The sequence below is a fragment of the Microlunatus sagamiharensis genome, assembly GCF_900105785.1.
Lineage (GTDB): Bacteria > Actinomycetota > Actinomycetes > Propionibacteriales > Propionibacteriaceae > Microlunatus > Microlunatus sagamiharensis.
The window spans coordinates 3,463,447-3,476,026 of sequence record NZ_LT629799.1 but is presented as its reverse complement, the minus strand read 5'-3'; the positions used below and the strand labels follow the sequence as shown (position 1 = coordinate 3,476,026).

11 protein-coding genes are annotated in these 12,580 nt (G+C 75.4%); 4 read left to right on the top strand and 7 right to left on the bottom strand.

Going from position 1 to position 12,580, the window contains the following annotated elements; all coding sequences use genetic code 11:
* The first annotated feature begins 5 nt into the window (after positions 1–5).
* Positions 6–1,040 carry a GNAT family N-acetyltransferase gene (locus BLU42_RS16030; protein ID WP_197680475.1) on the top strand — a complete coding sequence of 345 codons (1,035 nt, stop codon included), beginning with the start codon at positions 6–8 and terminating at the stop codon, positions 1,038–1,040.
* Between the two features lie 15 nt (positions 1,041–1,055).
* Here the strand turns inward: BLU42_RS16030 and BLU42_RS16025 are convergent, their stop codons facing one another.
* From BLU42_RS16025 to BLU42_RS16005, 5 genes are read right to left on the bottom strand one after another with little or no spacing between them, the layout of a single operon-like run.
* Complete coding sequence (locus tag BLU42_RS16025; RefSeq protein WP_091076531.1) at positions 1,056–1,931, bottom strand: hypothetical protein; 876 nt, start codon at positions 1,929–1,931, stop codon at positions 1,056–1,058.
* A 25-nt stretch (positions 1,932–1,956) separates the two neighbouring features.
* Positions 1,957–2,844 (bottom strand): pantoate--beta-alanine ligase, encoded by an 888-nt coding sequence (gene panC / locus BLU42_RS16020; RefSeq protein WP_091076528.1) that lies wholly within the window; start codon positions 2,842–2,844, stop codon positions 1,957–1,959.
* Positions 2,841–3,692 (bottom strand): 3-methyl-2-oxobutanoate hydroxymethyltransferase, encoded by an 852-nt coding sequence (panB, locus tag BLU42_RS16015; protein ID WP_091076524.1) that lies wholly within the window; start codon positions 3,690–3,692, stop codon positions 2,841–2,843. The genes panC and panB overlap by 4 nt, the downstream gene beginning before the upstream one ends.
* Before the next feature lie 9 nt (positions 3,693–3,701).
* On the bottom strand, positions 3,702–4,571 hold the full coding sequence (locus BLU42_RS16010; protein ID WP_091076519.1) for a putative protein N(5)-glutamine methyltransferase: 870 nt from the start codon (positions 4,569–4,571) through the stop codon (positions 3,702–3,704).
* Positions 4,568–4,993, bottom strand: coding sequence for an Lrp/AsnC family transcriptional regulator (locus tag BLU42_RS16005; protein ID WP_197680474.1), 426 nt, complete (start codon positions 4,991–4,993; stop codon positions 4,568–4,570). Before BLU42_RS16005 ends, BLU42_RS16010 begins: the two co-directional genes overlap by 4 nt.
* Positions 4,994–5,060: 67 nt before the next feature.
* Between BLU42_RS16005 and ddaH the strand changes: the two genes are divergently transcribed.
* Both ddaH and rocD read left to right on the top strand, forming a co-directional pair.
* Positions 5,061–5,981 carry a dimethylargininase gene (gene ddaH / locus BLU42_RS16000; RefSeq protein ID WP_197680473.1) on the top strand — a complete coding sequence of 307 codons (921 nt, stop codon included), beginning with the start codon at positions 5,061–5,063 and terminating at the stop codon, positions 5,979–5,981.
* Positions 5,978–7,240: an ornithine--oxo-acid transaminase gene (gene rocD / locus BLU42_RS15995; RefSeq protein WP_091076515.1), complete on the top strand. Its 1,263-nt coding sequence runs from the start codon at positions 5,978–5,980 to the stop codon at positions 7,238–7,240. The genes ddaH and rocD overlap by 4 nt, the downstream gene beginning before the upstream one ends.
* Before the next feature lie 152 nt (positions 7,241–7,392).
* Here rocD and BLU42_RS15990 read toward each other — a convergent pair whose 3' ends face one another.
* Both BLU42_RS15990 and BLU42_RS15985 read right to left on the bottom strand, forming a co-directional pair.
* Entirely contained in the window at positions 7,393–9,102 is a 1,710-nt protein-coding gene (locus tag BLU42_RS15990; RefSeq protein WP_091076512.1) for an ABC1 kinase family protein, read from the bottom strand.
* A 93-nt stretch (positions 9,103–9,195) separates the two neighbouring features.
* A complete protein-coding gene (locus BLU42_RS15985) occupies positions 9,196–10,479 on the bottom strand; it encodes an MFS transporter (protein ID WP_091076508.1) in 1,284 nt (427 codons plus the stop codon).
* Positions 10,480–10,598: 119 nt separating this feature from the next.
* On the opposite strand from BLU42_RS15985, the gene BLU42_RS15980 reads away from it, so the two are divergent.
* On the top strand, positions 10,599–12,500 hold the full coding sequence (locus tag BLU42_RS15980) for a glycosyltransferase (RefSeq protein ID WP_157720017.1): 1,902 nt from the start codon (positions 10,599–10,601) through the stop codon (positions 12,498–12,500).
* The last annotated feature ends 80 nt before the right edge of the window (positions 12,501–12,580 follow it).

Here is a 12,580-nt window from a genome sequence, read left to right as displayed (position 1 = left end):
GGTTCGTGGACGCCGCCGCCGAACCCGACCGGGCCGCCGTCGCGGCGTTCTGGGAGAGCTTCCGCAGCGCGACCGGGGTGCCCGGTGAGCCGGCCGACGTCTTCGCCTTCGGCGACTCCGCGGCGATGGCCGACGAGCTCGCCGACCTCGTGCTCGCCGGCACCAAGCGGGCGACCGCCGGCGCGCTCGCGGAGCACGACGAGCACCCGCCGCCGCCCTCCGTCGGCGACCACGCGGTGGTGGTGCGCGGCGACGGCACGCCGGTCGCGGTGCTGCGCACGACCGAGGTCCGCGTGGGTCCGCTCAGCAGCGTCGACGACGCCTTCGCCCGCGACGAGGGCGAGGGCGACCGCACGCGCGACTGGTGGGTCGCGGCGCACCGCGCCTTCTTCCGACGCGTGTCCGAGGCCACGGGGACGTCCCTCGGCGAGGACCCGGAGCTGGTCTTCGAGCGGTTCGTCGTGGTCTTCACCGCGCCCGCGAGCGCAGGGCCCGACGAGGTCCTCACGCCACGGCTCCGGCTGCGGCCCTGGGCCGACGCCGACCGGCCGGCCTTCGCCGCCATGAACGCCGACCCCGCCGTCATGGAGCACCTGCCCGCCGTGCTGGACCGCGCGGGCAGCGACCTGCTGCTCGACCGGCTCGTGGCCGTGTGGTCCGAGCGCGGCCACGGGCTGTGGGCGCTCGAGCGGCGCGCTGACGGCAGGTTCCTCGGCTGGGCGGGGCTCAACCCGATGCCGCCCGGGACGCCGGGCGCCGGGGAGTGGGAGATCGGCTGGCGCCTGGTGCGCGAGGCGTGGGGGCACGGGTACGCGACCGAGGCCGCGCGCGAGGGCCTGCGCCTGGCGCGCGAGCGGGGCGAGGAGCGTGTCTGGTCGATGACCGTCCCCGCGAACGTCCGCTCGACCGCCGTCATGCGCCGCCTGGGGCTCTCCTTCCACAGCGCGTTCGACAACCCCCGCTTCGCCGAGGGCCACCGCCTCCGGGCCCACGTCGCGTACGTGCTCGAGTTGCAGGGGCCGCCCGGCGACGCCCCTTGAGCGGGGCCTGCCGTCCTACTCCGCGTCGCGCAGGGCCCGCTCGGCCTCGTCGGCCTCCGCCCGGCGGGCGCGGACCTCGTCGCGGGCGGCCCGGGCGGCCGCGCGGGCCTCGCGCTCGGCGTCCTCGGCGCGGGAGAGCGCGTCGCGCAGCCGGTCCAGCTCCTCGGCCGCGGCGTCGGCGGCCTCGGTAGCCCGGTCGGCCGCGTCCTGGGCGTCGTCGAGCGCCGTACGGGCCTCGTCGCGGGCCTGCTCCAGCGCGGCCCGCCGCTCCTCGGCCTCGCGCCGGGCCTGCTCCTCGGCGTCGTCCCGCTCCTGCTCCGCGCCGCCCTTGCCGCCGCCCTTAGCGCCCGGCATCGACGCCGCGAGCAGGGCCGCGAGGTCGCCGCCGTCCGACGTACCCGCCGCGTCCTCCGACGGCCCTCCGAACCCTCCGTAGACCGCCGCCCCGGCCAGCCGGCCCTCGCGCACCTGCGTGGCGACGCCCGGGTCGCCGAGCGCGGCCTGCAGGGTCTGGGCCACCTCGTTGGTCGTGGCCTCCGTCGGCGGCTGCCCCGCCTCCTCGCCCAGCGCCGCCGCCCGGCGCACCAGCGCGTCGATCGCCGTACGCCGTCGCGCCGAGAGCGCCCGCAGGGCGGCGCCGTCGCGCGCCTCCTGCGCCGTCCGCAGCTCGTCGCCGAGCCCGATCAGCGCGTCGACGGCGTCCGGGTCGTCACGCGCGAGGGCGTTCACCAGCCACGCGGTCCGGGTGGGCTTGCGCAGGGCACCGATCTCGGTGGCCAGCGCCCGGTCCTTCGTGGCGCGGGCCTCGCGCACCAGCCGGGTGCGCGCGGCGACGAACTCCTCGGGCGCCAGCGCGTACAGCTCGCGCGCCGCGGCCTCGAGGTCCGTCATCGCCGGAGGAGGGGTCCCGGTCCGCTCAGCGCGGCGAGGGCAGGCGGGGGACCGCGGGCGGGTCGACCGGCTCGCGCAGGTGCAGCGTCGCGTTGTCGATCAGGCGCGTGCCGCCGACCACGGCCGCCGCCACGAGCAGCACCTCGCCGCCCGCGTCGGAGGCCACCTCGGCGAACGTCTCCGGGTTGACCGCGGCGAGGTAGTCGAGGTCGAAGTCGGGGTCGAGGCCCGCGCGGTCGAGCACCGCGTGGGCGGCGCCGAGCGCCGTGGTCAGCGTGTCCTGTGCCGCCGCCCGCTCGAGGGCCGTGGCCAGGTCGATCGCCAGCGCCCGCTCGGTCGGGCTGAGGAACACGTTGCGGCTGGACAGCGCCAGGCCGTCCGGCTCGCGCACGGTCTCGCCGCCGAGGACGCGCACGTCGAGGTTGAGGTCGACGACCATCCGCTGGACGCAGGCCAGCTGCTGGGCGTCCTTGCGGCCGAAGAGGGCGACCTGCGGGCGTACGAGGTTGAGCAGCTTGAGCACGACGGTCAGCACGCCGTCGAAGTGGCCGGGACGGGCGGCGCCCTCGAGCACAGTGCCCATCGTCCCGGCGCTCACGCTCACCTGGCGCCCCGAGGGGTAGAGGTCGTTGACCGAGGGCACGAAGACCAGGTCGACGCCCAGGTCGGCGCAGCGCTCGAGGTCGGTCTCCAGCGGGCGGGGGTAGCGGGCGTAGTCCTCGTTCGGACCGAACTGCAACGGGTTGACGAAGATGCTGACGACGACGGTCTCGGTCAGCGCCCGGGCCTGCTCGACCAGCGAGGCGTGGCCGGCGTGGAGCGCTCCCATGGTGGGCACGAAGCCGACCCGGTGCCCCGCGGGCACCTCGGCGCGGAGGCCGGTCAGCTCCCCGATGCTGCGCGCGACCCTCATGCCTGCACGGGGCTGTCGGCGAAGGTGTGCTGGGCGGCCGGGAAAGCGCCGCTGGCGACCTCGTCGACGTAGGTCGCGGCGGCCTGCTCGAGGACCTGGGCCATCTGGGCGTACTGCTTCACGAACCGCGCGGTGCCGGCCGTGCGCAGGCCCATCGCGTCCTGCCACACGAGCACCTGGGCGTCGCAGCCGGGGCCGGCCCCGATGCCGACGGTGGGGATGGAGAGCTCGGCGGTCACCCGGGTGGCCAGGTCACCCGGCACCATCTCGAGGACGACGGCGAAGGCGCCCGCGTCCTGGACGGCGTGCGCGTCCGCGAGCAGCCGGTCGGCGGCCTCGCCGCGACCCTGCACGCGGTAGCCGCCGAGCTGGTGCTCGCTCTGCGGGGTGAAGCCGATGTGGCCCATCACGGGGATGCCGGCGTCGGTGATCGCCCGGACCTGCTCGGCCACGCGGACGCCGCCCTCGAGCTTGACCCCGTGGGCGCCGCCCTCCTTCATGAAGCGGACGGCGGTGCGCAGGGCCTGGGCCGGGCCCTCCTCGTAGGTGCCGAAGGGCAGGTCGGAGACCACGAACGCGCGGCGGGAGGAGCGCGAGACCGCGCGGGCGAGCGGCAGCAGTTCCTCGACGGTCAGCGGGAGCGTGGTCTCGTGGCCGAAGACGTTGTTGGCCGCCGAGTCGCCGACCAGGAGGGCCCAGACGCCGGCGTCGTCGAAGATCGAGGCCGTGTACTGGTCGTAGCTGGTGAGCATCGCCCAGCGCCGGCCCTCGCGCTTGGCGCGCGCGAAGTCGCCCAGCCGGATGCGACGCGTCCCGCTGGGGGCAGGGGTCTTCCCGGGCTGGTCCACCCGGCGAGCCTACCGTCGGGCCTGCTGAGCGGTCGCGGCCGTCGAGGGTCGGCGGGTGCCGAGCACGACGGTCGCGCCGAGGTCGTCGTCGCGGCGGGCGGCGGCGTCCAGCCCGGCCTCGCGGAACGTCGCCAGCGCGGCCTCGAGCTGCTCCTCGCTCGTCTCCACGAGCACGCTCCCGCCCGGCGCGAGCCAGGCGGGCGCGGCCTGCGCGACGCGGCGGAGCACGGCCAGCCCGTCGTCCCCGCCGTCGAGGGCGAGGCGCGGCTCGTGCTCGCGGGCCTCGCGCGGCATCAGGGCCAGCGCCGCGCTCGGGACGTAGGGGACGTTGGCGGTGAGGACGTCGACGCGGCCCCGCAGGTCGGCGGGCAGGTCGTCGAAGAGGTCGCTGCGCAGCACGGTGGCAACGGGGAGGTTCCGGCGGGCGCAGTGCACGGCCGCCGGGTCGAGGTCGGCGGCGACGACCTGCGTACGCCGGCCCCCGAGCGCGTGGACGAGCGCCGCGGCGACCGCGCCGGAGCCGCAGCAGAGGTCGAGGAGCACCACCTCACGGTCGGCGGGGAGGGCCGACGCGAGCCCGGCCGCGGTGGCGACCATGAGCTCCGTACGCCGCCGCGGCACGAAGACGCCGGGCTCGACGGCGACCCGGACCCCGGCCAGCGCCGCCCAGCCGAGCACCTGCTCCAGCGGCAGGCCACCTTCCCGCTCGGCGGCCATCCGCTCGACCTCGGCGGCCGGGTCGGCCGAGCCGCCGGCCTGCTCGAGGACGAGGGCGGCCTCCTCCTCGGCGAAGACGCAGCCCGCCGCCCGCAGCCGGCGCACGAGCGTCTCGAGGTCGGGCCCCTCCGGCCGGGGCGGCTCGGTCGAGCGGGCGCTCACAGGTGGGAGAGGACGATCGCGGAGCGGGTCCGGCTGACGCCCGGCTCGGCGCGGATGGTGCCGAGCACCCGCTCGAAGTGCGCGGGGTCCTCCGCGCGGACCATCAGCATCCCGTCGGACTCGCCGGTCACGGTCCAGGCCTGGACGACCTCGGGGATGGTCCTGACCATCTCGGCCATCCGGGCCGGCGGGACGCGCCCCTCGCAGTAGAGCTCGACGAAGGCCTCGATCGTCCAGCCCAGCGCGGCGGGCGCGATCTCGGCGGTGAAGCGCTGGATGGCGCCGTCGGCGCGCAGCCGGTCGACCCGGCGCTTGGTCGCCGCCACGCTCAGGCCCACGCGGGCGCCGAGCGAGGAGTAGCTCTCCCGACCGTTCTCGCCGAGGGCCGCAAGGATCTTGCGGTCGATGTCGTCGATGCGCAACTAAACCCCCTGAAGTTCGTCGATCATGCTACGCCTGTTGTGGTGATCGAGAAATACCATGGACGGTATGACGACGACCGTGGCGGCCACGACCGGGCGCTCCCAGCGCCGGGTGCGGCCGCGGCACTTCCTGATGTGCCCGCCCACCCACTTCGACGTCAGCTACGCCATCAACCCGTGGATGGACCCCGCGGTCCCGGTCGACCGCGACCGCGCGTACGCCCAGTGGTCGGCGGTCGTCGCGGCGTACGAGCGCGCGGGCCACCGCGTCGACCGCCTCGAGCCCGTGCCCGGGCTGCCGGACATGGTGTTCGCGGCGAACGGTGCCACCGTCGTCGACGGGCGGACCCTGCTGGCGCGGTTCGCGACCCCGCAGCGCGCGGCCGAGGCCGACGCGCACCGGGCCTGGCACCAGCGGTTCGGGGTGCTCTACGGCGGGCTGGCCGGGGCCCGCCTCGCCGAGCCGGTCGCGGTCAACGAGGCCGAGGGCGACTTCGCCGTGCTGTCGTCGGTCGTCCTCGCCGGCCACGGCTATCGGACCTCGCCCGACGCGCACGCGGAGCTGGCCGCCCTCACCGGCCGCGAGGTGGTGGGCCTCGAGCTGGTCGACCCGCGCTTCTACCACCTGGACGTGGCGCTGGCCGTCCTCGACGAGGACACCGACCAGGTCGCCTACCACCCGCCCGCCTTCAGCGCCGCCTCGCAGCGGGTGCTGGCGCAGCGCTTCCCGGACGCCGTGATCGCCGACGACGCGGACGCGTACGCCTTCGGGCTCAACCTGGTCGGCGACGGCCGCCACGTCTTCATGCCGACCGGCGCGGTCCACCTGCGCACCGAGCTCGAGGCGCGCGGCTACGCCTGCGTCGAGCTCGACACCTCCGAGCTGCTGCTCGGCGGGGGCAGCGTCAAGTGCTGCACCCAGGAGATCCGCTCCCTGCCCGCCCCTCGCACCGCCGGCCCCGCCGCCGGAGAAGGAGAACCGCGATGACCGCCGTCCTGGACACCCCCGAGCTCGTCGGAGGGCGCTCGCGCGCCGTCGCCACCCTGCTCGACGCCGAGGCCGAGCACGTCGCGCACAACTACCACCCGCTCGAGGTCGTGGTCGCCTGCGGCGAGGGTGCGGTGCTGACCGACGTCGACGGCGACGAGCACCTCGACTTCCTCGCCGCCTACTCCGCGACCAACTTCGGCCACGGCCACCCGCGGCTGCTCGCCGCCGCCCGCGCCCAGCTCGAGCGCGTCACCCTGACCTCGCGCGCCTTCCACCACGACCAGCTCGCGCCCTTCGCCACCGCGCTCGCCGCGCTGGTCGGCAAAGAGGTCGTGCTGCCGATGAACACGGGCGCCGAGGCCGTCGAGTCGGGCATCAAGGTCGCCCGCAAGTGGGGCTACCGGGTGAAGGGCGTGCCCGCCGGCCGCGCCGAGATCATCGTCGCCGGGGGCAACTTCCACGGCCGGACGACGACGATCGTCAGCTTCTCCGACGACCCGGAGGCCCGGGACGACTACGGCCCCTTCACGCCGGGCTTCGTCACCGTCCCGTACGGCGACCTCGACGCCCTGCGCGCCGCGATCACGCCGGACACGGTCGCGGTGCTGCTCGAGCCGATCCAGGGCGAGGCCGGCGTGCGGATCCCGCCGCCGGGCTACCTGGCCGGGGTGCGCGCGGTGACCCGCGAGCAGCGTGTCCTCTTCATCGCCGACGAGATCCAGTCCGGCCTCGGGCGCACGGGGCGCACCCTCGCCTGCGAGCACGAAGGCGTCGTGGCGGACGTGTACCTGCTGGGCAAGGCCCTGGGCGGCGGCATCGTGCCCGTGTCGGCGGTCGTCGCCGACGCCGACGTGCTCGGGGTCCTCGAGCCGGGGACCCACGGGAGCACGTTCGGCGGCAACCCGCTGGCCTGCGCCGTCGGGCGCGAGGTGGTCGAGATGCTGTCCACGGGCGAGCTGCAGGAGCGCGCCACCCGCCTGGGCGAGCGCATGCGCGTCCGGCTCGAGGGCCTGCTCGGCCACGGCGTCGTCGGCGTCCGGGTGCGCGGGCTGTGGGCCGGGGTCGACATCGACCCGGCGCTCGGCACCGGCCGCGAGGTCTGCGAGGCCCTGGCCCGCCGCCGGGTGCTGGCCAAGGACACCCACGGCTCGACGATCCGGCTCGCCCCGCCGATCGTCATCACCGAGGAGCAGCTCGACGCCGGGCTCGACGCCCTCGCCGACGCCCTGGCCGAGCTCTCCGCCCGTACGCGCTGAGGCTGCCCCTCCGCCGGACCCCTTCACCTCCGCCGAGAGGTAGGTTGCCGCGCCTTTTCCCTCCCAGAAGGCGCGGCAACTTACCGCTCGGCGGTGCGGGGTCTGGTCGGGTCGTCAGGGCGACGACGCTGACGGCGACGCCGGGCGGAGGGTCAGAAGCGCCGGCTGATGAAGCCGGCCACGCGGCTGGTCAGCTTCTTGTGGGAGGCGCGGCGGTTCTGCAGGCGGACCCATGTCAGCCCCGCGAGGGCGAAGACGGCGACGCCCGGGATGGACGCCTCCTTGATCGTCGGCGGCGTGCGCTTGGCCAGCAGCTCGGAGGCGCCGATGATCGAGGCGGCGGCGATCAGCCCGTCGATGAGGTTGTCGGCGACCTCGTCGGGGTCGTGCACCTTGATGTCGAGCGTCGCGCCGTCCTTGCGGACGCGCACGGCGAGGTCGGCGAGCTCGTCGGGCAGCGGGCCGAGCAGGCGCTGCCAGCTGCGCAGCGTCCGGCGCCCCTCCTTGAGCAGCGCGGCCGGCTTGAAGCGGTCCGCCATCATCTGCGTGAGGTAGGGCCGCAGCATGTCGTCGAGCGGGACGGTGCTGCCCAGCTCGAGCCCCAGGCCCTGGAGCCGCATCAGCACGCGGAGCGGCATCAGCAGGTCGGAGGGGAAGGTGAGGTGGTTGTCCCGGAACAGCCCGAGCAGGTGCTCCAGCGCCGGCCCCAGGTCCTGCTCGCTGACCCCGGCGCGGAGCCAGCGCTGCATCCACGCCTCGACGGCGGACTGGAGGGCCTCCTCGTCGACCTCGACCGACGCCCGGGTCACCGCGACCAGCGCGCGGGTGAAGTCGTCGGCGTCGCGCTCGGAGATGGCCAGCAGCAGCGCCTGGAAGTCGAGCCGGCGCCGCGCGGTCAGGTAGCCGACGTCGCCGAAGTCGAGGATGGCGAGGTGCCCGGCGTCGGGCAGCAGGAAGTTGCCGGGGTGCGGGTCGGCGTGGAACATGCCGTCGCGGAAGATCATCGCCAGGAACAGGTCGCTGGTCCGCTGCACGAAGCGCTCGACCGTCCAGCCGGACGCCTCGAGGTGCTCGCGGGTGTCGACCGCGCCGCCGCGCACGCGCGACATCGTCAGGACCTTAGCGCCGGAGAGCTCGGGGTACGCCGTGGGGACGACGACGTCGACCTCGGTCGCGAGGCTGGCACCGATCTGCTGCAGGTGGTGCAGCTCGTGGGTGAAGTCGACCGCCGCGCTCATCAGCGCCGCGAACTCGGCCACCACGGCGACCGGGTTGTAGCGGGCCATGCCGACGTCCAGGGCCTCCACGGAGCGCGCGAGCGCGCTCATCAGCTCCAGGTCGCCGGTGACCTTGCGGTCCGCGTCGTGGTGGAGGACCTTGACCACGACCTCGGTGCCGTCGTGCAGCGTCGCGGCGTGAACCTGGGCGACGGAGCCCGAGGCGAGCGGGTCGGTCTCGAAGGTCGCGAACACCTGGTGCACCGGCTGGCCGAGCTCGGCCTCGACGGTGCGGGCCGCGAGCCCGGGGGCGTCGGCGGGCACGGCGCTCTGCAGCCCGCGCAGGGCCGCCGCGATGTCGGAGCCGACGATGTCGGCGCGCAGGCTGAGCATCTGGCCGAGCTTGACCCAGGTGGTGCCGAGCTCGACGAGCGCCGCCCGCAGCCGCTCGCCGGTGGTGAGCGCGACGAGCTCGGGGTCGGCCAGGTGGAGCCCGGTCAACCGCATCAGCAGGGAGGTGGGCTGGTCGCCGATGGTCGCGCCGAAGGCCGAGGCGAGCTGGGTGAAGCCGTACCGGGCGAAGACGTCGACGATCTCGACCACGCGCCGGCGCTGGTGGATCAGCACCCCGCCGACGTCGCTCACTGGCCCCGCTCCCTGCGTACGCCGCGTCCCGGCCCGCTGTGCACCGACCCTAACAACGCGCGCCACCGGACCCGGGTCGCGCGCGCCCGCGGGTCAGGGCTGGGGGTCGCGCGCGTCGTAGTCCCAGAAGCGCCGCTGGACCGCGACCACGGCGACGAGCACGACGGCGCACAGCAGGCCGCCGGCCAGGGCGGCGAGGCCCTCGCCGAACCGTTCGGCCCCGCTGCCCAGGACCAGGTCGCCCAGGCGCGGCCCGCCGGCCACGACCACGATGAACACGCCCTGCAGCCGTCCGCGCATCTCGTCGGGCGTCGCGGCCTGGAGGATCGTCTGCCGGAACACCGCGCTGACCGCGTCCGCGCCGCCGGCCACCGCGAGCAGCACGAAGGACGCCAGCAGCGCGGGCACGAGCACCCCGCCCGGCGACGTCCGCCCGACGCCGAGCAGGACCGCGCCGAAGCCGGCCACGGCGAGCCCGAAGACGACGATGGAGCTGGCGATCACCCGGCCCTGGTGGCGTACGCGGACCAGGCCGCCGGACAGCAGCCCGGCCAGCACGGCGCCGACGGCGAACGCGGCGCTCAGGCCGCCGGTCGTCGCGGCGCCGCCGCCCAGCCACAGGACCCCGACCGCGGGCAGCAGCACCCGCGGCATGGCCAGGATCATGGCGGTGAGGTCGACGACGAAGGTCATCCGGACGTTGGGGCGGGTGGCGAGGTAGCGCAGGCCCTCGAGCACCGAGGCGAGCCCGCGGCGGCCCGGCTCGCCGGTCGCGGTCTCGGCGGGCGGGAGGTCCGGCAGCTTCAGCAGCGCCCACAGCGCCGCGGTGAAGAGGACGACGTCGACCGTGTAGGCGAGCCCGAAGTCCCCGCCCGCGACCATGAACGCGCCGAGCAGCGGCCCGACGACGAAGGCGACGTTCCAGGAGACGGTCTGCAGCACGTTCGCGGCGGGCAGCAGGTCGGGTTCGACGAGGCGGGGGATGATCGCCGAGCGCGCGGGGTTGTTGACCGCGAAGCCGGCCGACTGCAGCGCCACGAGGGCGTAGAGCAGCCCGACCGAGTCCAGGTGGAGCCACGCCTGCAGGGCGAGCAGGCCGGAGACGACCCAGAGCCCGACGGAGGCGATGATCGCCACGCGCCGACGGTCGTACTGGTCGACCAGCGCGCCGCCGTACAGCCCGAGCAGCACCAGCGGCACCAGCGCGCAGACGCCGAGCACACCGACCGATAGCGTCGAGCCGGTGATCGCGTACACCTGCAGACCGACCGCGGTGACGGTGAACTGGGTGCCGAGGTTGGACACGCTGAGCCCGAGCCAGAGGCGACGGTAGGCGGGGGCGCTACGCAGCGGGGTCAGGTCGAGCAGCAAGGCCATAGCCGGGCTAACGTACCCGGCGGTCACGCTCCCACGGCGGGGCCGACGCGGGGGCGAGACCCCGCCCGGTCCGGCGCGAGGTCCGCGGGCTCGCCGGGGACCGGTGGGAGAGTGGGGCCGTGGCACCCGAGGAGCTCCCGCCCGCCCGTCAGCTCGTGACCACGTGGTGGGTCCCCGAGCAGTACGCGGGCCAGACGACCGCGACCCTGCGGCGGGTCGGCGAGCAGGTGCAGCGCAGCGGCCGGCCGGTCGACCTGCTCACCTTCAGCGCCCTGCAGGACAGCGCCGAGATCACCGACCGGCTCACGGGTCGAGGGTCGCTGCCGGAGGGTGTGACCGTGCGGACGCTGTTCAGCGACCTGCGTGCCTGGGACGCCGAGGGCACGCTCGTCGACCGGCTGAGGACGATGCCGGCCACCGAACCCTCGCCCGACGCCGGCGTGTCCACCGTCGAGGAGGAGGGCACCCGCTGGTGCCTGCGCACCTACGACGAGACCCGCGAGCTCGTCCACTCCGAGATGTACCGCGCCGACGGCAGCCTGCTCGCCCGCGACTTCCCGGTCGAGCTGGACGAGGGCAAGCGGCGCTACCAGCAGTTCTTCGACGCGGACGGCCGCCCGACCGTGCTCGCCGGCAGCACCTGGGACGTGTACGCCCTGTGGCTCGACCACCTCGTCGGCGACGGTCCGGCGGTCATCACCAACGAGAGCAAGAGCACCGCGCGCTTCCTGTCGCGCTACCTGAACCCGCGGGCCACGACGATTCACGTCTTCCACGAGTCGCACCTCGCCGACTCGACGAACCCCTACAAGGGCGACCTCTACGTCGCCCACCGCCGGATCGTGCCGCACCTGGACGGCTTCGACGCCGTCGTCTTCCTCACCCGCAAGCAGCGCCAGGACGTGGCCGAGCGGTTCGGCGACGCCCCGAACCTGCACTCCGTGCCCAACGCCGGGCCGCCCGTCGAGCCCGACGTCGAGCCGGACCGGCCGCGCACCGTGCTCTCGAGGCTGCCGCGGTTCCGGTCCGGGCCCGACCGCCCCGAGCGGGGGATCGTCGTGGCGACGCTCAAGCCGTTGAAGCGGATCGAGCACGCCGTGCAGGCCGTGTCGCTCGTCCGCAGGGCCGGGGGCCGGGCCGCCGACTTCGGGCTCGACGTCTACGGCAAGGACGCCGGGAGCCAGGCGTCGATCGAGCAGGCCGTGGCCGAGACCGGCAGCGCCGGGTCCGTCGTCCTGCACGGCTACACGCCCGGGGCGGCGCGGCACTTCGCCGCCGCGTCGTTCTCGCTGATGACCTCCACCACCGAGGGCCAGTCGCTGGTGCTGCTGGAGAGCATGGCCGCCGGCTGCGTCCCCATCGCGTACGACATCCGCTACGGCCCCGACGAGCTGCTGGTCGACGGCGAGACCGGCTTCCTCGTGCCCGCCGGCGACGTCGCGGCGCTCGCCGACACGATCACGCGGTTCCTCGGGCTGCCGCCCAAGCGCGTCCGGGAGCTGCGCGCGAACGCCCGGGAGCGGCTCGCCGCCTTCAGCGACGCGGAGGTCTACCGACGCTGGGTCGAGGTCCAGCGCACGGCGGTCGAGGCGCGGACGAAGCGGCTCAGCCTGGTCTCCGTGCGCGTGCCGAGCTTCACGGTGACCTCCGAGACCGGTCGGTTCGCGCTCGAGGCCGAGGCCGAGGTGACCTGGGACGCCGAGGCCTGGACGGCGGCGGAGCCGCCCGCCCCGCCGACCGCCCGCTGGCTGCTGGTCGGCCGCGACGCCGGGCGGCCCTGGCGCCGCGAGCTGGACGCCGAGGTCGTCGAGGCCCGGCCCGACGGCGTGCGGCTGGCGCTCCGCGGCCGGTTCGACCCGCTCGCGGCGGCGGTCGGCGAGCGCCTCGCGGACGTCTACGTCGAGGTGACCGCGGGCTCGTCGGTGCGCCGCGTCCGGCTGAACGGCGAGGCGGCGGTCACCGCCGGCACGAGCCAGCTGTACGCGACCGCGCACGGCAACGTGTCGCTCCGCAAGAAGTAGACCCCGCCCGCCGCGGCGCCCGGGAGCGAGAAGACCCCGCCGGCCTCGCGGCCGACGGGGTCTCTGGGCTCGTGGCCCGG